At 45.0% G+C, this 25,790-nt stretch carries 38 protein-coding genes, 4 tRNA genes and 1 pseudogene; 5 read left to right on the forward strand and 38 right to left on the reverse strand.

Annotation, left to right across the window (positions count from 1 at the left end):
- From PAE54_RS07020 to PAE54_RS07045, 6 genes and pseudogenes are all read right to left on the reverse strand, one after another.
- Positions 1–473 (reverse strand): transposase domain-containing protein (locus PAE54_RS07020; RefSeq protein WP_326518919.1); only part of this gene is annotated, 473 nt, incomplete at its 3' end.
- 90 nt (positions 474–563) lie between these two features.
- Positions 564–695, reverse strand: a pseudogene (locus PAE54_RS07025) (integrase); the annotation flags it as partial.
- Positions 696–860: 165 nt separating this feature from the next.
- A tRNA-Arg gene (locus PAE54_RS07030) sits at positions 861–937 on the reverse strand.
- A gap of 291 nt (positions 938–1,228) precedes the next feature.
- Positions 1,229–1,305 (reverse strand) — tRNA-Arg (locus tag PAE54_RS07035).
- A gap of 33 nt (positions 1,306–1,338) precedes the next feature.
- Positions 1,339–1,415, reverse strand: a tRNA-Arg gene (locus PAE54_RS07040).
- Between the two features lie 16 nt (positions 1,416–1,431).
- Positions 1,432–1,521: transfer RNA gene (locus tag PAE54_RS07045), tRNA-Ser, on the reverse strand.
- A 268-nt stretch (positions 1,522–1,789) separates the two neighbouring features.
- Here PAE54_RS07045 and rnr point away from each other — a divergent pair.
- The 4 genes from rnr to PAE54_RS07065 all read left to right on the forward strand — a co-directional run bounded on the left by rnr (position 1,790) and on the right by PAE54_RS07065 (position 7,105).
- Complete coding sequence (gene rnr / locus PAE54_RS07050; RefSeq protein ID WP_326518953.1) at positions 1,790–4,213, forward strand: ribonuclease R; 2,424 nt, start codon at positions 1,790–1,792, stop codon at positions 4,211–4,213.
- A gap of 162 nt (positions 4,214–4,375) precedes the next feature.
- A complete protein-coding gene (locus PAE54_RS07055) occupies positions 4,376–6,415 on the forward strand; it encodes a M3 family metallopeptidase (RefSeq protein WP_442784387.1) in 2,040 nt (679 codons plus the stop codon).
- Between the two features lie 43 nt (positions 6,416–6,458).
- Positions 6,459–6,668 (forward strand): YheV family putative zinc ribbon protein, encoded by a 210-nt coding sequence (locus PAE54_RS07060; protein ID WP_273779396.1) that lies wholly within the window; start codon positions 6,459–6,461, stop codon positions 6,666–6,668.
- Between the two features lie 11 nt (positions 6,669–6,679).
- Positions 6,680–7,105 carry a hypothetical protein gene (locus tag PAE54_RS07065; RefSeq protein ID WP_273778409.1) on the forward strand — a complete coding sequence of 142 codons (426 nt, stop codon included), beginning with the start codon at positions 6,680–6,682 and terminating at the stop codon, positions 7,103–7,105.
- A gap of 293 nt (positions 7,106–7,398) precedes the next feature.
- Here the strand turns inward: PAE54_RS07065 and PAE54_RS07070 are convergent, their stop codons facing one another.
- The 32 genes from PAE54_RS07070 to PAE54_RS07225 form a co-directional block, all read right to left on the reverse strand.
- Positions 7,399–7,791 (reverse strand): hypothetical protein, encoded by a 393-nt coding sequence (locus PAE54_RS07070; RefSeq protein WP_273778408.1) that lies wholly within the window; start codon positions 7,789–7,791, stop codon positions 7,399–7,401.
- Complete coding sequence (locus PAE54_RS07075; RefSeq protein ID WP_273778407.1) at positions 7,784–8,041, reverse strand: FAD assembly factor SdhE; 258 nt, start codon at positions 8,039–8,041, stop codon at positions 7,784–7,786. Before PAE54_RS07075 ends, PAE54_RS07070 begins: the two co-directional genes overlap by 8 nt.
- A gap of 109 nt (positions 8,042–8,150) precedes the next feature.
- Positions 8,151–9,599 (reverse strand): flavin-containing monooxygenase, encoded by a 1,449-nt coding sequence (locus tag PAE54_RS07080; RefSeq protein WP_326518955.1) that lies wholly within the window; start codon positions 9,597–9,599, stop codon positions 8,151–8,153.
- Positions 9,600–9,753: 154 nt separating this feature from the next.
- Positions 9,754–10,128, reverse strand: coding sequence for a 50S ribosomal protein L17 (rplQ, locus tag PAE54_RS07085; RefSeq protein WP_273778406.1), 375 nt, complete (start codon positions 10,126–10,128; stop codon positions 9,754–9,756).
- A gap of 18 nt (positions 10,129–10,146) precedes the next feature.
- Positions 10,147–11,154, reverse strand: a complete 1,008-nt coding sequence (locus PAE54_RS07090) for a DNA-directed RNA polymerase subunit alpha (protein ID WP_004691292.1) — start codon at positions 11,152–11,154, stop codon at positions 10,147–10,149.
- A gap of 17 nt (positions 11,155–11,171) precedes the next feature.
- A complete protein-coding gene (gene rpsD, locus PAE54_RS07095; RefSeq protein ID WP_273778405.1) occupies positions 11,172–11,798 on the reverse strand; it encodes a 30S ribosomal protein S4 in 627 nt (208 codons plus the stop codon).
- A 12-nt stretch (positions 11,799–11,810) separates the two neighbouring features.
- The gene (gene rpsK / locus PAE54_RS07100) at positions 11,811–12,197 is read right to left on the reverse strand and encodes a 30S ribosomal protein S11 (protein WP_001040166.1); all 387 of its coding nucleotides are present in this window, start codon (positions 12,195–12,197) and stop codon (positions 11,811–11,813) included.
- 19 nt (positions 12,198–12,216) lie between these two features.
- A complete protein-coding gene (gene rpsM, locus PAE54_RS07105; RefSeq protein WP_273778404.1) occupies positions 12,217–12,573 on the reverse strand; it encodes a 30S ribosomal protein S13 in 357 nt (118 codons plus the stop codon).
- Positions 12,574–12,679: 106 nt separating this feature from the next.
- Entirely contained in the window at positions 12,680–12,796 is a 117-nt protein-coding gene (gene rpmJ / locus PAE54_RS07110; protein ID WP_000867907.1) for a 50S ribosomal protein L36, read from the reverse strand.
- A 20-nt stretch (positions 12,797–12,816) separates the two neighbouring features.
- Positions 12,817–14,136 (reverse strand): preprotein translocase subunit SecY, encoded by a 1,320-nt coding sequence (secY, locus tag PAE54_RS07115; protein WP_273779393.1) that lies wholly within the window; start codon positions 14,134–14,136, stop codon positions 12,817–12,819.
- A gap of 45 nt (positions 14,137–14,181) precedes the next feature.
- Complete coding sequence (gene rplO, locus PAE54_RS07120) at positions 14,182–14,622, reverse strand: 50S ribosomal protein L15 (RefSeq protein ID WP_273778403.1); 441 nt, start codon at positions 14,620–14,622, stop codon at positions 14,182–14,184.
- Positions 14,623–14,625: 3 nt separating this feature from the next.
- Complete coding sequence (gene rpmD / locus PAE54_RS07125; RefSeq protein ID WP_273778402.1) at positions 14,626–14,802, reverse strand: 50S ribosomal protein L30; 177 nt, start codon at positions 14,800–14,802, stop codon at positions 14,626–14,628.
- 6 nt (positions 14,803–14,808) lie between these two features.
- Positions 14,809–15,306, reverse strand: a complete 498-nt coding sequence (rpsE, locus tag PAE54_RS07130) for a 30S ribosomal protein S5 (protein ID WP_273778400.1) — start codon at positions 15,304–15,306, stop codon at positions 14,809–14,811.
- A gap of 2 nt (positions 15,307–15,308) precedes the next feature.
- Positions 15,309–15,659 (reverse strand): 50S ribosomal protein L18, encoded by a 351-nt coding sequence (rplR, locus tag PAE54_RS07135; protein ID WP_273778398.1) that lies wholly within the window; start codon positions 15,657–15,659, stop codon positions 15,309–15,311.
- 14 nt (positions 15,660–15,673) lie between these two features.
- Positions 15,674–16,207: a 50S ribosomal protein L6 gene (rplF, locus tag PAE54_RS07140; protein ID WP_273778397.1), complete on the reverse strand. Its 534-nt coding sequence runs from the start codon at positions 16,205–16,207 to the stop codon at positions 15,674–15,676.
- 13 nt (positions 16,208–16,220) lie between these two features.
- Positions 16,221–16,619 carry a 30S ribosomal protein S8 gene (rpsH, locus tag PAE54_RS07145; RefSeq protein ID WP_326518920.1) on the reverse strand — a complete coding sequence of 133 codons (399 nt, stop codon included), beginning with the start codon at positions 16,617–16,619 and terminating at the stop codon, positions 16,221–16,223.
- Between the two features lie 13 nt (positions 16,620–16,632).
- A complete protein-coding gene (gene rpsN, locus PAE54_RS07150; protein ID WP_004825185.1) occupies positions 16,633–16,938 on the reverse strand; it encodes a 30S ribosomal protein S14 in 306 nt (101 codons plus the stop codon).
- 9 nt (positions 16,939–16,947) lie between these two features.
- Positions 16,948–17,484 (reverse strand): 50S ribosomal protein L5, encoded by a 537-nt coding sequence (gene rplE / locus PAE54_RS07155; RefSeq protein ID WP_273778395.1) that lies wholly within the window; start codon positions 17,482–17,484, stop codon positions 16,948–16,950.
- A gap of 16 nt (positions 17,485–17,500) precedes the next feature.
- On the reverse strand, positions 17,501–17,818 hold the full coding sequence (gene rplX, locus PAE54_RS07160) for a 50S ribosomal protein L24 (RefSeq protein WP_273778394.1): 318 nt from the start codon (positions 17,816–17,818) through the stop codon (positions 17,501–17,503).
- A 9-nt stretch (positions 17,819–17,827) separates the two neighbouring features.
- Entirely contained in the window at positions 17,828–18,196 is a 369-nt protein-coding gene (gene rplN / locus PAE54_RS07165) for a 50S ribosomal protein L14 (protein WP_001982634.1), read from the reverse strand.
- A 92-nt stretch (positions 18,197–18,288) separates the two neighbouring features.
- Positions 18,289–18,546, reverse strand: a complete 258-nt coding sequence (gene rpsQ / locus PAE54_RS07170) for a 30S ribosomal protein S17 (RefSeq protein WP_273778393.1) — start codon at positions 18,544–18,546, stop codon at positions 18,289–18,291.
- Entirely contained in the window at positions 18,543–18,740 is a 198-nt protein-coding gene (gene rpmC / locus PAE54_RS07175; RefSeq protein ID WP_273778392.1) for a 50S ribosomal protein L29, read from the reverse strand. The genes rpsQ and rpmC overlap by 4 nt, the downstream gene beginning before the upstream one ends.
- Positions 18,740–19,153 (reverse strand): 50S ribosomal protein L16, encoded by a 414-nt coding sequence (gene rplP, locus PAE54_RS07180; RefSeq protein ID WP_273778391.1) that lies wholly within the window; start codon positions 19,151–19,153, stop codon positions 18,740–18,742. The genes rpmC and rplP overlap by 1 nt, the downstream gene beginning before the upstream one ends.
- A 3-nt stretch (positions 19,154–19,156) precedes the next feature.
- Positions 19,157–19,900: a 30S ribosomal protein S3 gene (gene rpsC, locus PAE54_RS07185; protein ID WP_442784388.1), complete on the reverse strand. Its 744-nt coding sequence runs from the start codon at positions 19,898–19,900 to the stop codon at positions 19,157–19,159.
- 1 nt (position 19,901) lies between these two features.
- Positions 19,902–20,231 (reverse strand): 50S ribosomal protein L22, encoded by a 330-nt coding sequence (rplV, locus tag PAE54_RS07190; RefSeq protein ID WP_130172996.1) that lies wholly within the window; start codon positions 20,229–20,231, stop codon positions 19,902–19,904.
- 11 nt (positions 20,232–20,242) lie between these two features.
- Entirely contained in the window at positions 20,243–20,518 is a 276-nt protein-coding gene (gene rpsS / locus PAE54_RS07195) for a 30S ribosomal protein S19 (RefSeq protein ID WP_004985338.1), read from the reverse strand.
- Positions 20,519–20,531: 13 nt separating this feature from the next.
- Positions 20,532–21,356: a 50S ribosomal protein L2 gene (gene rplB / locus PAE54_RS07200; protein ID WP_273778390.1), complete on the reverse strand. Its 825-nt coding sequence runs from the start codon at positions 21,354–21,356 to the stop codon at positions 20,532–20,534.
- 11 nt (positions 21,357–21,367) lie between these two features.
- On the reverse strand, positions 21,368–21,688 hold the full coding sequence (gene rplW / locus PAE54_RS07205) for a 50S ribosomal protein L23 (RefSeq protein ID WP_273778389.1): 321 nt from the start codon (positions 21,686–21,688) through the stop codon (positions 21,368–21,370).
- A complete protein-coding gene (gene rplD, locus PAE54_RS07210; RefSeq protein WP_273778388.1) occupies positions 21,685–22,287 on the reverse strand; it encodes a 50S ribosomal protein L4 in 603 nt (200 codons plus the stop codon). Before rplD ends, rplW begins: the two co-directional genes overlap by 4 nt.
- A gap of 11 nt (positions 22,288–22,298) precedes the next feature.
- Complete coding sequence (rplC, locus tag PAE54_RS07215) at positions 22,299–22,937, reverse strand: 50S ribosomal protein L3 (RefSeq protein ID WP_326518921.1); 639 nt, start codon at positions 22,935–22,937, stop codon at positions 22,299–22,301.
- Between the two features lie 59 nt (positions 22,938–22,996).
- Positions 22,997–23,308, reverse strand: a complete 312-nt coding sequence (rpsJ, locus tag PAE54_RS07220) for a 30S ribosomal protein S10 (protein ID WP_000070912.1) — start codon at positions 23,306–23,308, stop codon at positions 22,997–22,999.
- 259 nt (positions 23,309–23,567) lie between these two features.
- A complete protein-coding gene (locus PAE54_RS07225; RefSeq protein WP_326518922.1) occupies positions 23,568–24,305 on the reverse strand; it encodes a type 1 glutamine amidotransferase in 738 nt (245 codons plus the stop codon).
- Between the two features lie 152 nt (positions 24,306–24,457).
- Between PAE54_RS07225 and PAE54_RS07230 the strand changes: the two genes are divergently transcribed.
- Positions 24,458–25,651 carry a PLP-dependent transferase gene (locus PAE54_RS07230; protein ID WP_326518923.1) on the forward strand — a complete coding sequence of 398 codons (1,194 nt, stop codon included), beginning with the start codon at positions 24,458–24,460 and terminating at the stop codon, positions 25,649–25,651.
- Positions 25,652–25,790: the final 139 nt, after the last annotated feature.

Raw genomic sequence — 25,790 nt, forward strand, 5'->3', positions numbered from 1 at the left:
GTGGAAGTATTGCCTGAGCCAAAGTGCTCGCGAAGATCGGTCGTATCCTGGGTTCTGAACAACGCACCATCGACAGCAAAAACCTGAAGCCCCTGCCATTGATCACCTGGATAACGCTCGTGTCCCCAGTGTTGACCTGTCTGGCAAAATAACCACTCCACAGGATCCGCACCAAGACGTTTACGGGCTTCAGTCACCCCACTGCGCGCCAGCAGGTCAAGAGAGGCCAGTCCCTGAGCGCAAATATTCAGTCTTCTTGCCACTTCATGGACAGGCTCATCACGAAAAATTGCCATCCCGAGAACCAGCCAGAGTACCTGATCTGCAGGCAGGCGCCGCCTACGAATAGTAGCTGAGCTGCTCAACCTGAGCGCGGATTCAACCCACTCAATGGGTATGTTGTGAGTAAAGGTACTCAGATCCAAGAAGTTAAACAGACCGTTGAGGTCGAGAAGATCCTGCTGAAACACCATAAAAAATCCGATGCCAAACCTGACATCGGATTCTCTACTAAACTCCGCCATGCTTCAAATGCTTAAGTGAACAGCATTGCAATATGCCCCGCCTTTTTTATCTAATAACAGATAAAGGCCACCACCATCTGAAAGTTTAATAATTTTTTCAAATGTTTTCTTTTGCATTGATATTGCAGATTTAATTTTTGAGTCTGTAAGACTGACAACTAATTTAGGCATCTTTTTTACGGTATATTTTTTCAAGAAACAGGATGTACCGTAAAAAATACCGTAAAAACTTGCGGTATCCTAAAACGCCTTCGGACATTATCGGACAATAGGTAGATATAAGTTATTAATTTTTAATAATATTAGGATTAAGTCGGATGTGATCAAACAAGGAAATGGTGCGCTCAGAGAGATTCGAACTCCCGACCCCTTAGTTCGTAGCCAAGTGCTCTATCCAGCTGAGCTATGAGCGCGTACCTGATGCGTTGCATTATACGCAGTTTTTATTGAAAGATGAGCTTTTTTTCATTGAACTGCAACCAAACGTTTAGATATTGTTCTATTTTTCAGAAAATCTTGTTTTTTCAGCTCCTGTTTTATATTCAAGCAGTAAAAATACTGCTGACTGGTACAGTTTTGATGAATAAAAAGTGACAGAAAAAAACAGGACAGGTAAAAACTAACTTGCTTACGCAGATGCAGATGAATTTGTTAAAAAATTTCAGGCACAAAAAAACCGCTATAAAGCGGTTTCTTATTCAAGTTGGTGCGCTCAGAGAGATTCGAACTCCCGACCCCTTAGTTCGTAGCCAAGTGCTCTATCCAGCTGAGCTATGAGCGCATATACTTGTGTTTCATTTTCGTTTAACTTACTTGGTGCGCTCAGAGAGATTCGAACTCCCGACCCCTTAGTTCGTAGCCAAGTGCTCTATCCAGCTGAGCTATGAGCGCTTCACGTAAGTAAACGTGGCGGTGAGAGAGGGATTCGAACCCTCGATACAGTTGCCCGTATGCGTCCTTAGCAGGGACGTGGTTTCAGCCACTCACCCATCTCACCGTAACGAGCCGCCATAATACAAACTAAACTTCGGTTCTTCAAGGGATACCCCTAAAAAAAACCGTATTTTTGGTTCAATTAAATATTTTTTAAGCAATTTACCCCAAAAAGCGGTTTGAATTACCGGTTTATCCGGGATATAGCAGGATCTCCAAGAAAAAATCGGATGGAAAACACCGTATAAACAAGAATATTGTACGCAATGACGTGCAGTCTTACTCAGCATGACTTATGCTTAAAGCTATGTTCTGACGTAAAGCCAAAAGATATTATGAAAAACTGGGTCGATCCTGAAGCAAAAGCCGAAGCCGAACGCTACGACAATCCTATTCCAAGCCGCACACTGATTACTGATACGATTGAACAATTACAATCCCCGCAATCACATGCAGATCTGGTCGAGCATTTTGCAATCCAGGATCAGCAGAGCATTGAAGCGCTAAATCATCGCCTGAGTGCAATGGTGCGTGATGGCCAACTCATGAAAGATGGTTTCAAGTTTCAGTTGGCCACTGATCAACCGACACATGATGCAACTGTTTATATCAACAGTAAGGGTCTCGGCATTGCCCAGGTCGATGGCCAAGACGACTTGTTACTTCCCGAACGCGAACTGCGTTTAGTATTTAATGGTGACCGCGTTAAAGTACGCCAGACCTCGGTAGACCGTAAAGGCAAGCCTTGGGGCTTTATTAGCGAAGTGACCCAGCGTCGGGTCAAACAGATTATTGGCAAAGTCAGCTGCTATGACAATGAATACTTTGTCCAGCCGAGCATGCCAAATGCTCATCAACCGATCACGCTCGAAAAAGAATTGATCGAACATGCGCAGATCAAACTGGGAGATTCCATCCGCGTCGCGATTGATGACTACCCAACCCGTGAAGAACTCGCGACCGGCCATATTGTGCAATCGATGGCAGATAAATCGGATACCGAAATCATTATCCCACAGACCATTCTGGAATTTGGTCTGCCATATGAGTTCCTAGAAGACGTTCTCAAACAAGCCGCCAGCTACAAAGAACCGGGCGAGAAAGACCGTGAAGGTCGTGTTGATTTACGTGATCTGGCCTTAGTAACCATTGATGGTGAAGATGCCCGTGACTTTGATGATGCCGTGTATGCAGAAAAACGTCCGGGTGGTGGCTACCGAGTAGTTGTTGCGATTGCCGATGTGAGTCATTATGTCAAACTTGATTCAGCACTCGATCAGGAAGCGGTGGAACGTGGCACATCCGTCTACTTCCCACACTTCGTGTTACCGATGTTACCTGAAGCCTTATCCAATGGGCTGTGTTCGCTCAATCCCCATGTTGATCGCTTGTGCATGGTGTGTGACCTGAAAGTGTCACGTGCTGGCCGGGTCACCGATTATGAGTTTTATCCGGCCGTCATGCACTCCAAGGCACGCCTCACCTACAATCAGGTCGCCAAATATTTCCAAGGTGACAGTGAGGTCATTCCCGCTGATCGTGCAGTACAGAAATCACTGAATACGCTCTTCCAGCTCTATCAGGTGCTCACTACTTTGCGTAGCCAACGTCATGCATTGGAATTTGAGACCATTGAAACCTACATGACCTTTGACCAGCTCGGCGGGATTGATGAAATCTTGCCGCGTAGCCGTAATGATGCGCACAAGCTGATCGAAGAATGTATGTTACTGGCCAACGTGGCAGCAGCAGACTATGCGCTGAAAAATGAGATCCCGATCTTGTACCGGGTGCATGAGCCACCAGAATTTTCCCGTATTCAGAAAGTCCGCGATTTTGTCAAACTGCTGGGACTGAATTTCCCGGAACAGCCAACACAAGCGGACTATCAGGCAGTAATTGATGCAACCAAAGATCGTATTGATGCACCAAGTATTCATGCAGTGTTATTGCGTTCCATGATGCAGGCCTATTACGGCGCCAAAAATTCCGGTCACTACGGCTTGGCTTATGAGGCCTATACACATTTCACCTCACCGATTCGCCGTTATCCGGATTTACTGTTACACCGTGCCATCAAAGCGCAACTGCAACAAAAAACATATCCGCTTTCTGGTGCTGCGCTAGATGATGCCGGAGAACATTTCTCACAAACCGAACGCCGTGCCGATGAAGCTTCACGTAGCGTGACCATGTGGTTGAAGTGCCACTATATGCAGCAGCATCTGGGTGAAGACTTTATTGGTGTGGTCAGTGCAGTGACTGAGTTTGGCCTATTTGTGACATTAAAGAATTTTTATATCGACGGCATGATTCACGTCAGCCAGCTCGGGGATGACTTCTTTGTGTATGATCAAGCCAGCCAAAGTCTGGTTGGACAAAACCGTGGACAGAGTTTTAGCCTCGGGGATGAAGTCCTGATTAAAGTGGCAGGCGTCAATCTGGAAGAACGCAAAATTGATTTTGCCTTGGTCAAACAACTGACCCATGCTGGCCGGATTATTCGCAGTCGTGCCCCACGTGTTGCAAAACCGGCAATCGATGAACAAGTCTATGCCGCCGACAAACGGACGCCCTCAACTGAAGAGCGCGATACACCTGAACGTAAGAAAAAGCCCAAGAGCAAACCAAGCGCTTACACTAAAAAGCCGGGCAAAAAATCGTCGGCTAAAGCAGATGTGAAAAGCAAAGAGAAAGCAAAGAAAAAAGACAAAGTCAAAAAGAAAAAATCCAATGCTAAACCTCGCACTGAGTAAATTCGCTTAGGTAAAACAAAATGGGAGCTTTGGCTCCCATTTTTTTCCAGACCTCACACTCTCACTGAAGTTTGTTCCGCAGAAATAAAATCACTTCACCGCTTGATTTCAGTAACGACAAGACTTACATCTAAAGGCAAGAACACCATTTGTAGCATCCATATGACTTTAGAACACGCAACATTACCTGTTCCACAGTTTGAGCAAATTCAGCTTACTGAACTGAAACAACAGATCGAACAGCATTTACAGCATGGCTTGGATTTTCTCAAGGGCTTACAACAGGTACCTCAGCAATTTTCGGCGCAGCGTGAGGTCTTAGCGGATATTGACGGTTTAGAGAACCAGCTCAATGAATCTTGGGGCATCCTATCGCATTTGAATGCCGTGATGAATAACACGGAAACACGGGAAATCTACCAGTCTCTACTTCCAGCTTTAAGTGACTATTACACACAACTGGGCCAACATACCGTTCTCTATCAAACCTATCAGCAGGTGCACGACCGTAGCGAATTTAGTGAATTAAGCGCAGCCCAGCAAAGTGCCGTCAAACTGGCTCTGCGAGATTTCAAACTTTCAGGTGTGGCACTCGAAGGTGCAGCCAAAAAACGTTATGCCGAAATTTCTGCACGCCTGTCACAACTCTCCTCTGATTTTTCCAATCATGTGCTAGATGCGACCCAAGCCTATCATAAGCCTTTGACTGAGCAACAACTCCAGGGTTTACCAGCATCAAGTATTGAATTACTGAAACAGTATGGTGCACAGCGTGAACTTGATCTGGCAGTCGCGACCCTTGATATTCCATCTTATCTGGCAATTATGACCTATGCGGATGACCGCAGTCTGCGTGAAGAACTCTATCGAGCCTACACGACCCGTGCATCTGATCAATCTGAGCATACAGAATTTGACAACAGCGCCATCATGCAAGAAATTTTGGCACTGCGTCAGGAAATGGCACAGTTATTGGGTTTCAACAATTATGCTGAATATTCTCTAGCCAGCAAAATGGCGCCGAATGTGCAAGCAGTGCAACAGTTCTTGGTTGAACTGGCTGAACATGCCTTGACACCGGCACTGGCTGAGATTGCTGAGCTGAAGGCAATGGCTCAAAGTGATGGCATCGAAACACTCCAACCTTGGGATACCACCTATTATTCGGAAAAATTAAAGCAGCAGCGTTTTAATCTTTCGCAAGAAGCCCTGAAACCTTATTTTCCTGTACCAAGAATTTTGCAAGGTCTGTTCCAGATTGTGAACCGCCTTTATGGTGTACAGATTATTGAGCGTACAGCGCCAGTCTGGCATCCGGACGCCCGCTATTTTGAGCTGGAAGATCAGGGCCAAGTGCTGGGCGGATTTTATTTTGACCTATATGCACGGAGTGGCAAACGTGGTGGTGCCTGGATGAGTGGCTTCCGTTCACGCATGCAAACTGCTCAAGGTCTGCAAAAACCGATCTGTTACATGGTCTGTAACTTTACCCCACCAGTCGGTAATCAGCCGGCGCTATTAACCCATGACGAAGTGAATACCCTGTTCCATGAATTTGGTCATGGCTTGCATCATTTATTAACCGAAGTCGACAATATTGCGGTTGCCGGCACGCACGGGGTAGCCTGGGATGCGGTTGAACTGCCTAGCCAGTTTATGGAATTCTGGACTTGGGATCAGCATAGTCTGGACTTACTCAGCGAACATATCAAAAGCAAAGAAAGTTTGCCTCATGAGCTGCTTGAAGCTTTGCTTGCTGCACGCTTCTTCCAATCTGGAATGCAGACCTTACGCCAGCTTGAATTTGCCCTGTTTGACCTGGAAATTCACTGCCAAACCCCTGCATTAACAACCGAACAAATTCAAAGCACACTCGATGCTATTCGTGCCAAATATGCAGTTGCACCAACGACGGCCTATAACCGCTTTCAGCACAGCTTTACCCACATCTTTGCCGGCGGCTATGCAGCAGGCTATTACTCTTACAAATGGGCTGAAGTTCTGGCCAGTGATGCCTTTGACCGTTTCGAAAATGAAGGGATTTTTAATACCGAGACTGGACATGAGTTTCGTAAGAAAATCCTAGCAGTTGGCGGAAAAGAAAAAGCGCTTGACGCATTTATCAGTTTCCGCGGAAGGGAGCCAAAAATAGATGCATTGTTACGTCATCAAGGTTGGACGAACCGCCCCAAAACGGCTTAAACTAGGCGCCTAATTTGATCAGCAGATGGTTAGAATGATGAATATTAAACGTCGTTTTATTGCAGGTGTGAAGTGTCCAAAATGTGAAGCTTTGGACCGTGTTGTCATGCTGACCTCTGCTGATGACGAGTGGATTGAATGTATAGAATGTGGTTACAGCGAGAACCGGCCAACCCATGTGGAACAGCCGGAAATTCCTGCTGAACCCGATGAAATTGGGGTTATACAGTTCAAGCCTCGTCGTTCCGAATAAAGGTTCGATTCATGACATTAGAGCAAAAAAACACCTCCACCTTATTATGGGGAATTATTGGTACGATCGTTATTCTGGTGGGTGCCTATGTGGCCTATGCCCAGTTCTTGGCAGAAGATCCATCTGCCGCCAATACCGAAGCCGTGATCGGTCAACCGATGACTAAGCCACAAGTAAAACCAGCTGAAGTCCAAGCACAGGTTGCAGCTGCTGCTTCTGAGCCTGCTACCACGCTCGTCGATGACAGTCTGTTAAAAGCGCCCGTTGCTGAAAATGAGACCCTGGCCAAAGATGAAATCGCCAAACTGGAAGATGTGCAGCAACAGCTGAAAGAGCAAGAAAATAGCCTGCAACAGCAACACAAAGATGCCGATGACTTAATCAAACTTAAAGAAGAACAGATCAAGCTGCTAGAAGCTCAATTGGCTCAGAAATAACTTAAATTGATGTTACCTCTCGGGCGAATAAATTGTTGACCTCGCCCGAAAGTTCATGAGGCGTCTTTTTAAAATTTATTTCATTGTCGTGCGGCTTGCTCAATCTTTGGCGGCCACTCTGCTTCGTTATGGTCTACAAGCCCATAATGGCATTAAAATTTTTTAAATTGCGGATAACTGTAGTGTTAGATGTGGATAAATCACATGTTATCCACAATACGATAATAAACTTATCTTTTTAGGATAACCCAATAAAAGCCTAACTACTTTAGAAAGAAATTTGACTTTACTCGCTAATGATTGAGCAGCGCTAACTGTTTTAAAGATTTCCATTGTGGAACTGTCAATTGATCACACCAGATCACGATAGGCGGGATTTTACTCCCTTGAAAGTACAGCACGATATACAGTTGATGATCAATAACTTGATGCAATTGTAGCTGCAATACCTGTGAGGATTGGCGATACAGTACAGACCAATCATCCGCATCAAGATGCTCTAAACGCAACAAATCTGCCCGTTTACGAAACAGTAGATAACTCATCAAGCCTAACACGGCACAGATCAACCAAAGGACTGGATTGACAACAGCATATAGCAGTGCAAGCAAGATCATGAATATCAAACACTGAAACGCAAGCGCGATACGGCTGCGTTTCAATTGAAAAGCACGTGGCTTAGCCATGAATGTAATTTTTAAGCTTCGCGATAAACGTTTTAAGCTCTGGGCGTGGTGGTTCGGTGACTTCCATAAACCAGTCCAGCAAATCCGGATCCTCTTGAGCAACCAATTCAGCAAATAAGGCTTTTTCAGCAGGATCAGCTTGCAAATAATACTGTTTCACATAAGGATCAAAATACACATCGATTTCTTTCAAACCACGACGTGCACGATAAATCACTTTACGCTCTTCCAAGCTCATTTCTTCTGACATGTTTATCCCCAACGTTTGATAAGGTGTCTAGTTTAACCCAACTCAACAGCATTTCATGCATCATTTCAGCGATAGCATCTGGCGATAGGAATGGTAAACAGCTGAACAATCAGCTACGGAAAGTTAGAATACCATCCTCAAAACTTGCATGTTTTAATGCTTTACGGTCTGCCAGATAATTATTGGTCATTTTCCAAGGAGATGTTGCCCCCTGCTTTGGCATTAAGTGAGTAGCACGCTGGATATACCCTGCAGTTAAGCCTCCCATAACACTCTGAGGAAGTTGCTCTGCCTGGCCAGCCGGCATGACTTCGGCATAGCCTTGCTGATCCATATAATTTAATAAACTGCAGAGATAATCTGCAACAATATCGACCTTAAGCGTCCACGATGCATTGATATAACCAATCATCATGGCCAAGTTCGGTACATTATTGAGCATCATTCCTTGATAAAGCAGGTGTTGAGCAGGATCAATGGGTTTACCATCCACTGTTGCCTGAATCCCACCCAGGACCTGAATTTGCAGGCCGGTGGCAGACACAATAATATCCGCATCCAGATGTTGTCCAGATTTCAGCTGAATTCCATGTTCGGTGAAATGTTCGATCTCATCGGTAACTACACTCGCCTGCCCATCTCTCAGTACCTGGAAGAGATCACCATCAGGCACCACACAGAGACGCTGCTCCCAGGGAAAATAATGTGGCGTGAAATGCTTCATATCGACTTTCCCCTGCAACTGCTTTTTCACCGCATGCAATAAAAAGGTACGGACCAGCTGAGGATATTTACGAGCCAAGGCGTAGATCAAGCGCTGCGTTACAATATTACGACCACGGATCAGTTGATAAGCGGTCTGTTCTGGCAGCCATTTACGCAATTTATGATACATCTGATCCAAGGCAGAAATCGAAGCAATATAGGTGGGTGAACGTTGCAGCATGGTTACATGCCCAGCCCCACCTTGCACCAAGGCTGGAACTAACGTGATCGCAGTGGCACCGCTACCAATCACCACAATCTTCTTACCCTGATAATCTAGCGACTCCGGCCAATGCTGTGGGTGAATCAACTGACCTTGAAAGGCAGTTTGATTTGGATAGTGAGGCAAAAAACCCTGTGCATAGTCATAATAGCCGGTACAGGAAAAGATAAAATTGGCGATCCAGGTTTGTTTTTCCTGTTGTGCATTGATGACTTCAACCCACCATTGTTTGGTTGCTGAATCGTAATTCGCAGCGATCACCCGATGGCCAAAATAGATTTTTTCGCGCAAATGTTGTTCATCAACGACTTCTGACAGATACCCTCGAATAGAAGCCGCATCAGCCAGCACACTTGCTTTGCGCCACGGCTTAAAACGATAGCCAAAAGTCGTCATATCCGAGTCAGAACGAATACCGGGATAGCGGAATAAATCCCAAGTACCGCCGATGCTCTCCCGTGCTTCGAGAATCGCAAATTGTCGTTTTGGACATTGCTGAGCAAGATGTGCAGCGAGGCCAATCCCCGAAATACCCGCACCGATAATTAGAACATCAATCTGCTTGCTCATCATACTTTTAAAGGTTCATGCTAGAGAAAATGATTAAAACATAATTTTAACCACACCACCTATTCGTCATACAGATAAAGCTGAACGGACAGTAAACAAAATAAAAAGCATAAAAAAAACCGGCCATTAAGCCGGTTTTTTTAAATCTGTGAAATTATTCAGCAGATTTAAGCTCGCGATCTACAAGCTCAACGTAAGCCATCGGTGCAGCATCACCTGCACGGAAGCCCGCTTTAAGAACACGTAGATAACCGCCGTTACGCTCTTTGTAACGAGGGCCAAGAACGGTAAATAATTTACCTACAGTTGCTGCATTACGAGTACGAGCAAACGCCAAACGACGGTTTGCTACTGTATCGTTTTTAGCTAAAGTGATTAAAGGCTCAGCAACGCGACGAAGTTCTTTCGCTTTAGGCAAAGTTGTTTTGATTAACTCATGCTCAACAAGTGCATTGGTTAAATTTTGGAACAACGCCTTACGGTGGCTGCTGGTACGGCCTAATTTCACACCACTATTACGATGACGCATGGTGATAGTCCTACTTAATTAACGGCTACGATAGGCGAAACGGTCGTCCATGCGCAAACTAGCTGGTGGCCAGTTTTCTAAACGCATGCCGAGTTGCAAGCCTTTCGAAGCCAAAACATCTTTAATCTCAGTCAACGATTTCTTACCTAGGTTTGGAGTTTTTAACAACTCAACCTCAGTACGTTGAACAAGATCACCAATGTAGTAAATATTTTCTGCTTTCAAACAGTTAGCAGAACGAACAGTAAGCTCAAGATCATCTACTGGACGAAGCAAAATTGGGTCAACTTCTTCGCGAGGTTCTTGAGCCACAGGTGCCTGGTCTTTCTGAAGATCAACAAAAATTGCAATTTGTTGTTGCAAGATTGTTGCCGCTTTGCGGATTGCTTCTTCAGGATCAACAGTACCGTTGGTTTCAAGATCAATGACCAGCTTATCAAGGTCAGTACGTTGTTCTACACGCGCGTTTTCTACGGTGTAAGATACACGTTTGATTGGGCTATAAGAAGCATCCAACTGTAAACGACCCACTGGGCGAGTCTCGCCTTCTGGGAAACGTGAGTCAGATGTTTCATAACCACGACCTTGAGAGACTTTCAGGCGCATTTTCAATGAACCTGAAGCACTCAATGTGCCGATCAAATGCTCTGGGTTAACCACTTCAACGTTGTGAGGTAGACGAAGGTCAGCAGCAGTTACATCGCCAGGACCCTGTTTTTCCAACGTTAAGTAAGCTTCGTTTTGATCGAACAGCTTAATAGACAATCCTTTTAGGTTCAGCAAGAGCTCGACGATGTCCTGCTGCAAGCCTTCTAAAGTACTGTACTCGTGCTCGACACCTTCTATCTCAACTTCAACCACAGCTGCGCCAGGTAAAGATGACAATAGAATACGACGTAGAGCATTACCTAGAGTATGACCAAAGCCACGCTCTAAAGGTTCTAGAATCACTTTTGCCGAGGTCCCGCTAACCGCTTCGACCTTGATCGCTTGCGGAGTTAGAAACTCGTTTGCAGTACGCGTCATTATTGCTACCTCAAGGATTATTTAGAATACAATTCTACAATCAAGCTTTCGTTGATTTCAGCAGGTAAATCAGAACGATCTGGAGCAGCTTTGAAGGTACCTTCTAATTTAGAATGGTCAACTTCCATCCAAGAAGGAATACCACGTTGCGCAGCCAACTCAATTGCGTTTTTGATACGTAATTGTTGTTTAGCGCTTTCGTGAACTGCAATCACATCACCAGCTTTAACTTGGATAGACGCAATGTTAACACGACGACCATTCAAAGTAACGCTACGGTGAGATACGAGCTGACGAGCTTCTGCACGTGTAGAACCAAAACCCATGCGATAAACGACGTTATCAAGACGGCTTTCAAGTAACTTTAACAAGTTCTCGCCAGTTGCGCCTTTAACACGAGCTGCTTCTTTATAGTAGTTACTAAATTGACGCTCTAAAACACCGTACATGCGACGTACTTTTTGTTTTTCACGTAATTGTAGTGAGTACTCAGATTGTTTACTGCCACGAGCTCCACCATGTTGGCCAGGAGCTTTAGCATGTTTTTTAGTCTTAACGTCAAATGGTTTAACGCCAGATTTTAATTGCAGGTCTGTCCCTTCGCGGCGAGAGAGTTTGCATTTTGGACCAATATAACGAGCCATGAATGTTTCTCCTTACACGCGACGTTTTTTAGGTGGACGGCAACCGTTGTGAGGAATTGGTGTCACATCGGTAATGCTGTTAATCTTATAACCCACTGCGCCTAATGCACGAACCGCAGACTCACGACCAGGACCAGGACCTTTCACAAGGACGTCTAGGTTTTTCAAACCGTAATCCAAAGCTGCTTTACCAGCAACTTCAGCAGCTACCTGAGCAGCAAACGGAGTTGATTTACGTGAACCACGGAAGCCTTGTCCACCTGAGGTGGCCCAAGCCAATGCATTACCTTGACGATCGGTAATCGTTACAATGGTGTTATTAAAAGACGCGTGAATGTGTGCAACACCTTCAGAGACGGTACGAGTGACCTTCTTGCGTGTGCGAGTATCTTTAGCCATCTTTTAGCTTCCAGAAATCTTACTTTTTAATCGGTTTGCGCGGACCTTTACGGGTACGTGCGTTAGTTTTGGTGCGTTGACCACGGACAGGCAAGCTGCGACGATGGCGAAGACCGCGGTAGCAGCCTAGATCCATTAAACGTTTAATGTTCATGGAAATTTCGCGACGTAAGTCACCTTCGGTCGGAACCTTAGCAACTTCTGCACGAATCGCATCAAGCTGAGCATCATCCAATTCACGGATCTTAGTTGTTGGAGCGATACCAACAGCAGCTAAGATATTCTTAGCAGTGTGGCGACCAATACCAAAGATGTACGTGAGGGAGATAACAGCATGCTTGTTATCCGGAATGTTTACACCGGCAATACGAGCCATTCACTTTTCTCCAAAAAGGCAGTAGATAATCAACCGCCCCACAAAAAATCTTGAGGGGCGGATATTAACCTAATTAGCCTACTGAAATCAACAGGTCTTGATCAGATTAACCTTGACGCTGCTTATGACGAGGTTCTGCGCTACAAATCACGCGGATAACCCCATTACGACGGATAACTTTACAGCTACCACAAATTTTCTTTACAGAAGCTTGTACTTTCATGATGAAACCTCTAAGTGCGCTTATCCCTTCGGATGAGCAGTCGTTTTTCTCATTAACGTTTGGTTATCGTACTGGTGCGAGGTGAGATGTGCTTGAAGCTGAGCCATAAAGTCCATCACTACAACTACAACGATCAGCAAAGAGGTACCACCCAAAGAGAATGGAATACCAAATGAACTTTGCAATACCATCGGCATCAAACAGATCACTGTAATGTAAATCGCACCAATAAAGGTCAAACGATTGAGAATATGATCTAAGTAACGAGCAGTTTGCTCACCTGGACGAATACCAGGCACATAAGCTCCGCTGCGTTTCAAGTTCTCTGAAACTTCTTTTGGACTGAAAACCAGCGCAGTGTAGAAGTAACAGAAAAAGATAATTAACGCACCAAAGAGCACCAAATACAAAGGTTGTCCAGGCGATAAAACTAAAGCCAAATCTTGCAGACTACGCTTGATAATACCCGCATTCGGATCTGCACTACCCACCCACTGACCTAAGCTCGCAGGGAACAAAAGCAATGAACTGGCAAAAATTGCAGGAATCACGCCCGCCATATTAATTTTCAATGGCAAATGGCTTTGCTGCGCGGTAAATACACGTCGACCTTGCTGTTTTTGTGCGTAGTTCACAGGGATACGACGCTGTGCTTTCTCAATAAACACAATTGCGGCCAACACACCTAATGAAAGCAGTGCAAAAACTGCCAGACCAATCAAACTTGCTTGGCCATTTTCGATTGAGGTAAATGATTGCATAATCAAATTAGGCAACCCAGCCACAATACCCGCAAAAATGATCATGGAGATCCCATTACCGACACCGCGTTCAGTAATTTGTTCTCCTAACCACATTAAGAACATAGTACCAGCAACTAAAGAAGTCACAGCAGGAATATAAAATGCCATGCCTGACGTCAAAGTAATTCCCTGACTGATCAGACCTGCACACATCCCGACGGACTGTACCAGTGCCAGCAACAATGTTCCTTGTCGCGTATATTGGTTAATCTTACGTTTGCCTTGCTCGCCTTCTTTTTTCAAAGCTTCGAGCTGTGGAACCACTGTAGACATCAGCTGCACAATAATTGAAGCAGAGATGTATGGCATGATCCCAAGCGCAAGAATAGACATTCGCTCTAATGCGCCACCTGAAAACATATTAAACAAACCAAGGATCGTACCTTGGTTTGCATTGAAGAGGTTCTCAAGTGCAGCATTATTAATGCCCGGTACTGGAATATGCGCTCCTAGTCGAAACACCAACAACGCCCCGATGAGAAACATCATTCGGCGAATAATTTCACGATATTTCACGTGAAATGGCTGGCCTTTCATCATGTGAACATGACCTGAAGAACTAGGAGACATAGACACTAGTGATTACTCCTCGACTTTACCGCCAGCAGCTTCAACAGCTGCTTTAGCGCCTGCAGTCACCGCAACACCTTGGATAGTGAATGCGCGAGTGATTTCACCAGAAAGCACGATACGAGCGCGAATCATGTCTTTACGAACAACATTCGCAGCTTTCAAAGTTTCAAGGCTAACAATGTCGCCTTCCACTTTGCTAAGCTCAGATAAACGTACTTCAGCAGTTTTCAAAGCGATTTGGCTAGTGAAGCCGAATTTAGGCAAACGACGGTAAAGTGCAGTTTGACCACCTTCAAAGCCTGGACGAACGCCACCACTTTTACGTGATTTTTGACCTTTGATACCACGACCACCAGTCTTACCAACGCCAGAACCGATACCACGACCTAGACGACGATTTTCACGTTTTGCACCTTCTGCAGGCGCAAGTTCATTTAAACGCAGAGTCATGGCTTATTCCTCTACACTAACCATATAGTAGACTTGGTTGATCATACCGCGGTTAGAAGGTGTATCTTGCACTTCTACAGTATGACCAATACGACGCAGACCTAAACCTTGAAGGCAAAGCTTGTGATTTTTCAAGCGGTGCGAAGCAGATTTAGTCTGGGTAACTTTAATCGTTTTCATGATTGATTACCCTTGAATTTGTTCTACTGAAAGACCACGTTTCGCAGCAACTTTCTCAGGAGAAGTCATGTCACGCAGACCTTTAAAAGTCGCGTTAACAACGTTCGCAGCGTTAGTAGAACCATAACATTTAGCAAGTACGTTTTGTACACCTGCAGCCTCAAGAACGGCACGCATTGCGCCACCAGCGATTACGCCAGTACCTTCTGAAGCAGGTTGCATGTATACACGGCTTGCACCATGACGAGCATTCACAGGGTGTTGCAGAGTAGTACCTGCAAGATCAACCGTGATCATGTTGCGACGAGCAGCTTCAAGTGCTTTAGAAATAGCAGCTGGAACTTCACGCGCTTTACCACGACCAAAACCTACACGACCATTACCATCACCCACAACCGTTAATGCTGTGAAAGAGAAGATACGACCACCCTTAACAACTTTGGCTACACGATCAACGGCAACCAGCTTTTCAACAAGACCTTCGTTTTGTTCAACTTTAGCCATGATTAGAACTCCAAGCCGTTTTCACGAGCAGCATCAGCCAAGGCTTTGATACGACCATGATATTTGAAACCAGAACGGTCAAACGCAACTTTAGTAATACCAGCTGCTTTAGCACGTTCCGCGATTAAAGCACCAACTTTAGTTGCCGCTTCAACATTACCAGTAGTACCACTACGTAAAGATGCATCTAAAGTAGAAGCTTGCGCTAAAACTTTGCCACCATCTGCTGAGATAACTTGAGCATAGATGTGACGCGGAGTGCGGTTTACACACAAACGAGTCGCACCCAATGCACGGATGTGCAAGCGTGTGCTTTTCGCACGACGCAAACGGGATTGTTTCTTTTCGTTCATAAGAACCTCGCGCCTTATTTCTTCTTAGCTTCTTTACGAAGGACAACTTCATCCGAATAACGAACACCTTTACCTTTATATGGCTCAGGCTCACGATATGAACGGATGTCAGCAGCTACTTGACCTAACAACTGTTTGTTCGCAGATTTCAATACGATTTCAGTTGCAGTTGGAGTTTCTGCAGTTACGCCTTCAGGAAGTGCATAATCGATTGGGTGAGAGTAACCAAGGTTAAGGTTAACAACGTTACCTTTAACCGCAGCTTTATAACCAACACCGATCAATTGCAATTTACGTTCGAAGCCTTCGTTAACACCTTTAACAAGGTTATTTAACACAGCGCGAGCAGTACCAGCTTGCATCCAAGCGTCTTTCGACTCTTTAACTGGAGCAACTTGAAGTTTACCTTCTTCCTGTTTTAGCTCGACCAGCGCATGCAGGTTGAAAGACAATGTACCTTTGCTGCCTTTCACTTCGACCTGCCGGCCGTTCTGAGTAACTGTTACACCGTTAGGTACAGTTACTGGGGCTTTAGCCACACGAGACATGAGGAATCACCTATTATGAAACAAAAGCAATAACTTCACCACCGATGCCCGCAGCACGTGCAGCGCGATCAGTCATGATGCCTTTGCTTGTAGAAACAATTGCAATACCCAAACCTTGCTTAACGCTTGGAAGATTATCTTTACCGCGGTATTGGCGCAGACCTGGACGGCTTACGCGCTTAACGGTTTCGATAACTGGTTTGCCTTCGAAATATTTTAACGTAATGGTCAAAGTTGCTTTATTGCCTTCAGCTTCAGCAACTTCTACATTCGAAATGTAACCTTCTTGTTGAAGAACGTTTGCAATAGCAACCTTCAACTTAGAATTTGGCATAGAAACAGTTTGTTTCTTCGCCATTTGTGCGTTACGAACACGTGTTAGCATGTCGGCAACGGTATCTTGCATACTCATTTATAGTCGCTCCTTACCAGCTTGCCTTAACAACGCCCGGTACATCACCTTGCATTACTGTGTCACGTAATTTGTTACGGCTTAGACCGAACTTACGGAAGTAACCATGAGGACGACCAGTTAAACCACAACGGTTACGAAGGCGTACTGGAGACGCATTACGAGGTAATGCTTGTAACTTCATCATCGCTTCGAAACGTTCTTCGTCGCTTGCATTTACGTTTGCAATCGTCGCTTTTAATTCAGCACGTTTTGCAGCGTATTTAGCAACAGTAGCTTCGCGTTTCAATTCGCGATTAATCATACCTTTCTTAGCCATATCGACCTCTTATTTGAACGGGAAGCCGAATGCACGCATAAGCGCACGGCCTTCGTCATCGGTGCGAGCAGTCGTAGTGATGGTAATGTCCATACCACGAATACGATCAATCTTATCGAAATCGATTTCAGGGAAAACGATTTGTTCTTTAAGACCCATAGAGTAGTTACCACGACCATCGAATGATTTCGCTGAGAAACCACGGAAGTCACGGATACGAGGGATCGCGATAGAGATCAAACGGTCCAAGAATTCGTACATACGCTCGCCACGTAAAGTAACTTTACAGCCGATCGGCCAACCATCACGGATTTTGAAACCCGCGATAGATTTACGAGCTAATGTAAGAACTGGTTTTTGACCAGCAATTGCTTGCATATCAGAAAGTGCACCATCAAGGAGTTTTTTGTCAGCAGCAGCTGCACCAACACCCATGTTAATGGTGATTTTAGTGATGCGAGGAATTTCCATCACATTCTTAATGCCCAATTGTTCTTGTAATTGAGCTTTAAGTTCGTCGTTATAACGCGCTTTAAGTCTGGCCATTGCCTATTTCAACCTATTACTTCGCTGCCGCCACTGATTCACCATTTGATTTGTAAACGCGAGTTTTCACGCCATCAATCGTTTGGTAACCAACACGGTCAGCCTTTTGGGTTGTAGCATTAAAAATTGCCACGTTAGAGATGTGAAGCGAAGCTTCCTGAGTAACAACACCGCCTTCAGCGCCGGTTACACGGTTTGGCTTCTGGTGCTTCTTCACCAAGTTAAGGCCTTCAACCTTAACGCGGTCATTAGAAACAGACAGAACAGTACCCTGTTTGCCTTTTTCTTTACCTGCGATCACAATTACTTGATCGCCTTTTTTGATCTTAGCCATGATTGCCTCTTATAGAACTTCAGGAGCCAGTGAAATAATTTTCATGAACTGTTCAGTACGAAGTTCACGAGTCACTGGTCCGAAAATACGAGTAGCAATCGGCGCTTTGTTGTTGTTCAAAATCACAGCAGCGTTGTCATCAAAACGGATCACTGAACCATCTGGACGACGAATGCCGAACTTTGTACGTACAACTACAGCATTCATCACGTCACCTTTTTTAACACGTGCGCGTGGAATAGCTTCTTTTACAGTAACTTTAATAATGTCGCCAACAGAAGCATAACGACGATGTGAACCACCAAGTACTTTAATACATTGTACGCGGCGAGCACCACTGTTGTCTGCTACGTCGAGCATCGTTTCGGTTTGAATCATTGCCCTACTCCAAAACCGAGCATCACCGGTCACAATTTCGAAAGGCTCAAAGAGTACTCGAAATTGTCCGATGATGCAACAAGAACGTCTAATTACTCAGCAGCTGCTTCAACAACTTCAACTAATGTCCATGACTTAGTTTTAGAAATTGGGCGGCTTTCTTTGATAGTCACAAGGTCACCAAGTTTAGCAACGTTGTTCTCATCATGAGCGTGTAGTTTAGTTGAACGGCGGATTGATTTGCCATACAACGGGTGTTGAACGCGGCGTTCAATAAGCACAACAATAGACTTGTCCATTTTGTCGCTTACGACTTTGCCGGTTAACGTGCGGACTGTTTTTTCACTCATTGTCCGTTCCCCTGTTTTTCGGTAAGGAGTGTCTTGATAACCGCAATAGTCTTGCGAGTAAGTTGCACTTCGTGCGATTTACCCAATTGACCAGTTGCTTTCGCCATACGAAGACGGAATTGGTTAAGCTGTTGCTCATCAAGCAAAGCTTTCAACTCTTCTACCGATTTTTCACGTAGATCTTTAGTTTTCATTACATTACCGTCCGAGTCACGATTGTGGTTTTAAACGGAAGTTTAGCAGCAGCAAGCTTGAACGCTTCAGTTGCTAGTTCTTCGTTCACACCTTCAATTTCGTACAGGATCTTACCTGGCTTGATCTCGCAAACCCAGTACTCCACGTTACCTTTACCGTTACCCATACGAACTTCTAATGGCTTTTCGGTGATTGGCTTGTCTGGGAATACGCGGATGAAGATTTTACCACCACGCTTAATACGACGGCTAATGGTACGACGGCAAGCTTCGATCTGACGCGCAGTCATACGACCACGTTCAGTCGCTTTAATAGCAATCGAACCAAATGATACTGTACTACCACGATGTGCTAGACCAGTGTTACGGCCTTTATGCACTTTACGGAATTTGGTACGTTTTGGTTGCAACATGGATTATTCTCCCTTGTCTGCAGCGCGACGACCACGACGCTCTTGACCTTCACCACGACCGCGACCGCGTTTAGCTGGACGTTCTTCAGCTGGAGCTGGGTTCATGACTTGTTTCATGCCACCCAAGATCTCGCCACGGAAGATCCAAACTTTAACACCAATCGTACCGTAAGTTGTTTCAGCGCGCATAGTTGCATAGTCGATGTCAGCACGAAGCGTATGCAAAGGTACACGACCTTCACGATACCATTCAGTACGTGCGATTTCAGCACCACCTAAACGACCAGATACTTCAACTTTGATACCCTTAGCACCGGCACGCATTGTGTTTTGTACCGCACGCTTCATAGCACGACGGAACATTACACGTTTTTCCAATTGAGAAGCGATAGCTTCAGCAACTAGACGCGCATCTAAGTCTGGGCGATCAATTTCGTTGATGCTTACTTGCGCAGGCACACCCATAATAGCGGTGAGCTCACGTTGTAATTTTTCAATATCTTCGCCTTTTTTACCGATTACGATACCAGGACGAGCAGTGCTAATTGTTACTTTAGCAGCGCCTGTTGGACGTTCGATAAGAATATTGCTGACCATCGCGCTCTTAAGTTTTTTAGTTAAAAACTCACGAACTTGAAGATCTTTAAGCAAGTATTCAGCGTATTGTTTCGGACTCGCATACCAGTTAGCGTTATGACGTTTCACAACACCTAGGCGGATACCGATTGGATGAACCTTCTGACCCATATCAAACCCCTACCTTAACGGTGATGTGACAAGTACGCTTAGTAATACGATCTGCACGGCCTTTAGCACGTGGCATAATACGTTTAAGGCTCATGCCTTCATCAACGTAAATCGTAGAAACTTTAAGGTCGTCAACATCTAAACTGTTATTGTGTTCAGCGTTTGCAATCGCAGATTCCAATGCTTTCTTAACAAGAGCTGCAGCTTTTTTGTTGCTGAAGTTCAAGATGTTAAGCGCGTGAGCAACAGATTTGCCACGAATTAGATCTGCAACCAAACGAGCTTTTTGTGCCGAGATAGCGGCACCGCGTAATTTAGCAGTTACTTCCATCATAGCACCCATTAACGTTTAGACTTCTTGTCAACACCGTGACCACGATAGGTACGAGTTGGCGCGAATTCACCGAGTTTATGACCAACCATGTGTTCAGTAATAATTACTGGAACGTGGTTACGACCATTGTGAACAGAAATTGTTAAACCAACAAAATCTGGAAGGATCATCGAACGACGAGACCAAGTCTTGATCGGCTTACGGTTATTAGCCGCAACAGCCGCTTCAACCTTAGCGAACAAGTGCGCATCGACGAATGGACCTTTTTTCAGAGAACGAGGCATTAGTCAGATTCCTTTACTTGACGCGACGGTCGCGAATAATCATCTTAGTCGTACGCTTGTTGGTACGTGTCTTGTACCCTTTAGCTTTTTGACCCCATGGGCTTACAGGTTGAATACCTTTGTTACGCCCTTCACCACCACCGTGCGGGTGATCAACCGGGTTCATTGCCATACCACGTACGGTAGGACGAACACCACGCCAGCGTGCAGCACCAGCTTTACCTAGTGAGCGCAGGTTGTTTTCTTGGTTAGAAACTTCACCAATTACAGCGCGGCATTCAACATGGATTTTACGCATTTCGCCAGAACGTAGACGAACGATCGCGTAAGAACCATCACGACCCAACAATTGAACTGAAGTACCAGCAGAACGTGCTAACTGAGCACCTTTACCGATTTTAAGTTCGATGTTGTGAAGTGTAGAACCGATTGGCATGTTACGAAGTGGCAAGCAGTTACCTGGACGAATTGGAGCATCGTTACCAGATTGTACTTTATCGCCAGCACGCAAGCCTTTAGGTGCGATGATATAACGACGTTCACCGTCAGCATACTTCAACAATGCAATGTGTGCAGTACGGTTAGGATCGTATTCGATACGCTCTACAACAGCAGGAATGCCATCTTTGTTACGTTTAAAGTCAACAAGACGGTAGTGCTGTTTATGACCACCACCTACGTGGCGAGTCGTGATATGACCATTATTATTACGGCCACCAGTACGTTTTTTAGCTTCAACCAACGGTGCGTAAGGCGCGCCTTTGTGAAGATGGTCGTGAACGACTTTCTCTACAAAGCGACGTCCTGGAGACGTTGGCTTACATTTTTGAATCGGCATAATTCTCGTCCTTATTCCGCTGCGCTTTCAGCGGTATCGCCCAAGTCAGCCATCTCTACATCTTGGCCAGCTTTCAGGGTGACGTATGCTTTTTTAACATCAGAACGACGTCCTAATGTTTTACCAAAGCGCTTAGTCTTACCTTTAGTGATAGTCGTGTTAACTTTAACAACTTCTACACCAAACAATTGCTCAACTGCTTTTTTGATTTCAAGTTTGTTTGCATCAAGTGCAACTTTGAAAACTTGAACACCAGCAGTTTCACCTAAAACTTGTGCCTTTTCTGAGAAGACTGGTCCTTTGAGGATTTGATAGATACGTTCGTTGTTCATCCGAGTTCTACCTCAATTTTCTTAGCAGCAGCCACAGACATCACAACTTTATCGAACGCGATCAAGCTCACAGGATCGATTGCAGTTGCATCAACCACATCAACGTGTGGAAGGTTACGCGCTGCTAGATACAAGTTTTCATCTACAGCTTCAGTAACGATCAATGCGCGAGTTGCATTCAAGTCGTTCAGTTTAGCAAGCAAGTCTTTAGTTTTTGGAGCTGCAACAGCAAACTCTTCAACCAATACAAGACGATCTTGGCGAACAAGTTCAGCTAAGATACATTGCATTGCACCGCGGTACATTTTACGGTTAACTTTTTGAGACCAGTCTTGTGGACGCGCAGCAAAAGTTTTACCACCGCCAACCCAGATTGGGCTACGAATAGAACCAGCACGAGCACGGCCAGTACCTTTTTGACGGAATGGCTTTTTACCACCGCCAGATACGTCAGCACGTGATTTCTGAGCTTTAGAACCTTGACGACCACCTGCTAGATAAGCAGTTACAACTTGGTGTACAAGCGCTTCATTAAACTCACGTCCGAAAGCAACTTCAGACAACTCAACAGCAGAGCCGGAAACAGTTTTTAAATTCACGTTATTTCCCCTCAGGCCTTGATGGTAGGACGTACGATTACGTCACCGCCAGTTGCACCAGGAATAGCACCTTTAACAACTAGAACAGAACGTTCAGCGTCAATAGATACGATTTCAAGACCTTGTACTGTTACGCGTTCATCACCTAGGTGACCGGCCATTTTCTTGCCTTTGAACACGCGTCCAGGAGTCTGGTTTTGACCTGTAGAACCTAAAACACGGTGAGATACAGAGTTACCGTGAGTTGCGTCTTGCGTACGGAAGTTCCAACGCTTAACACCACCTTGGAAACCTTTACCTTTTGATTGACCAGTTACGTCAACTACTTGACCAACTGCGAACAAATCAACACCGATCGTACCACCAACTTCACGACCTTCAAGCTCAGCTTCTGAAACGCGGAATTCTTTAACCAAACGACCAGCAGCAACACCCGCTTTCGCAAAGTGACCTTTCTGAGCATTCGTTACGCGAGATTCGCGACGTTCACCAGTAGTGATTTGAATTGCTTGATAACCATCAGTTTCAAGCGTCTTGATTTGCGTGATGCGGTTTGGATCAACTTCGATCACTGTAACTGGCACAGAGACGCCGGCTTCTGTGAAGATACGGGTCATACCGCACTTGCGACCGACTAAACCAATAGCCATGTGTGTAAACCTCTAAAAAAGCGGCTTAATTAACTTAGAGTGTTAATTAACCGAAAGCCTTAACCCAATGCGATCTGAACGTCAACACCAGCCGCAAGATCTAATTTCATCAATGCATCAACAGTTTTATCTGTAGGTTGAACGATGTCGATCAAACGTTTGTAGGTGCGGATTTCATACTGGTCACGCGCATCTTTGTTAACGTGCGGTGAAGTAAGAACGTTGAAGCGTTCGATGCGTGTAGGCATCGGAATTGGACCACATACTTGTGCGCCAGTACGCTTTGCTGTTTCTACGATCTCTTGAGCAGATTGATCAATTAAACGATGATCAAAAGACTTCAAACGGATACGGATTCTCTGGTTAGACATACCAGTAAACTCCAAGCCAAATATATAAAGAATCACCCTTGACGCACCTCACCTATTGGTAAGTGTCAAAGGCAGTGAAAATCACTAAGGTCACGATCGATGCCGCGACTGTCACGATGCTAGTTACTTTCTTCGCAACTAACCCCCTCCTATTGAGGGTCGCCCATTATAACTATTGTTTAAGGCTTAAGCAAATCCCTTTTGATGCTTTTATGATTTTTTTAGCCAATCCAAGACAAATCAAATGCTTAAATTTCACTCACAGCACTGAGCGCTGCAATACGTATTCAATCGCCTGATTAAGTAACTGATTGCCAGGTTCAAAATGCTTTTTTTCAATTTTCCCTAACTCCGCATCAGACTGAATGTAAGGACCGATACAAGGTATCTCTTCTTCATCATTTTCCAAAAACAATGCCAGGCTTTCGGGTGTACTTTCTGGATGAAATTGAAAACCCAATACATTCTTTCCCATCTGATACATCTGGTGACGGCAGGCTGAATTTTCTGCCAGTAAAATCGCACCACGCGGAATTTCAAAGGTTTCACTATGCCACTGCAACACCTGTAACTGCGGTGGCAACTGAAAACACCAATCAGGCACCGACTGTACCCGTTGAATCATTGACCAACCACGTTCTGGATGAGGATTCCGACTCACTGCTGCTCCCAAAGCATTGGCAATCAACTGCCCACCTAGACACAAGCCAATCGCCGGCTTACCAGCAGACAGATAACGGCGAATCCAGCGTTTTTCCATTTTTAACCACGGGAAATTCGCCTCATCATTCACGCTCATGGTTCCCCCCATAATAATTAATAGATCCACATCCTCTATCTGTGGCAATGCTTCTATTTCTAATGACTGATCAAGGGGGAGTGCAAAAAACTCGGTAGCGGTGATCTGCGCCTGGTATTGTTGTAAATAGGCATAACAGCTTCCAAATCCTTCACCAGCAATATGCTGAAAATAATGGACCTTTAAATGCGACTTCATGCGCGAGAATCCTATTGTTGTTCATGTCATTGCTGCTTTTGCAAAATTGACGCCAAGTTGGATGCTTTTTCACAAAAGTCGACTTTTACTGGCACTACAGAAGGGTTTCTCTTAATCTAAACCGTATAAAAGACCTGTTTTTGAGCATTCCTGTGAAAAAAAATCCGCAAACAGAGCTAATCCATGCACCAAGAAAGGCTCCGCAATATATCGAGACGATTCAACCTCCCCTGTTTCGTGCATCCACCATTATTTTCGACAATACCGATGCCCTGTTTAATCGCCACTGGACCGATCCCTACGATTATAGCTATGGCACACATGGCACACCGACCACTTTCACCCTGGCAGATCAAATTGCACAAATTGAACACGGTGAGTATTGCTTGCTGGCCCCTAGCGGTCTGTCAGCCATTAATCTGGTGAATTCCACTTTTCTAGCTCAAGGTAATGAAGTTTGGGTACCTGACAATATCTATGGACCCAACATGGAACATTTGCACAACCTGCAAAAACGTTATGGAATTCAGGTGCGGGTCTATAATGCGTTAGAGGTTAATTCTCTGGAGTTTTCAGCCCAATCTAAATTGTTATGGCTCGAAGCGGCTGGATCGGTGACGCTTGAATTCCCCAATTTAGTGGGTCTGGTAGAAAAGGCACGTTCCGCAAAAGTATTGACCGTTTTGGACAATACCTGGGGAGCAGGGTTAGCCTTCAATCCTTTTGATTTTTCTTCAGAACATTTAGCCGTGGACATCAGCGTGCATGCGCTAACCAAATACCCGAGTGGTGGCGGTGATATTTTGATGGGCAGCATTGTCACCCGGGATAGTAAGCTGCATCATCAGCTATTCCGTATGCATGCAATTCAAGGCATTGCGGTTGCCGGTGATGATGTGGCACAGATCCAGCGCAGCCTAGCGCATATGTCCCTCCGCTATCGCCAGCAACAGCAAACTGCTCTAACCATTTTAGACTGGTTGAAAACACGAGCAGAGTTCGCGCAAGTCCTGCATCCTGCCCATCCTGATTCTCCAGGACATTGCTACTGGCAACAAGTATGCCAGGATGGCTTAAGCGCTGGACTGGTCAGTGTCATTTTTAAAGCAGAATATGATATGGCGGCTATACGCCGGTTCTGTGACAGTCTCACCCTATTTAAACTCGGCTTTAGCTGGGGTGGCCCGGTTAGTTTGGTCATGCTGTATAACCCCAAAGAAATGCGCCAGCTCAGTCATCCACATCTTGCCGACGGTCTACTGGTACGTTTCTGTATTGGTCTTGAACATGCTGAAGATTTAATTGCAGATATTCAGCAAGCTTTAGCTCAACTTCACTCATTTTAGCCAAAAAACAATTCAACATATTGAAAATTAAAGGATATTAATTATCCTTTACTTTTTTATGTATTTTTATCATGCTGTGTATTGTCAAGGCCATCTTAAAGATGTATTTTAAATACATCTTATAAACAACAAAATGAAG

Origin of the sequence: Acinetobacter minutum (assembly GCF_035916735.1) — a bacterium.
In the GTDB taxonomy this organism is placed as follows: Bacteria; Pseudomonadota; Gammaproteobacteria; order Pseudomonadales; family Moraxellaceae; genus Acinetobacter.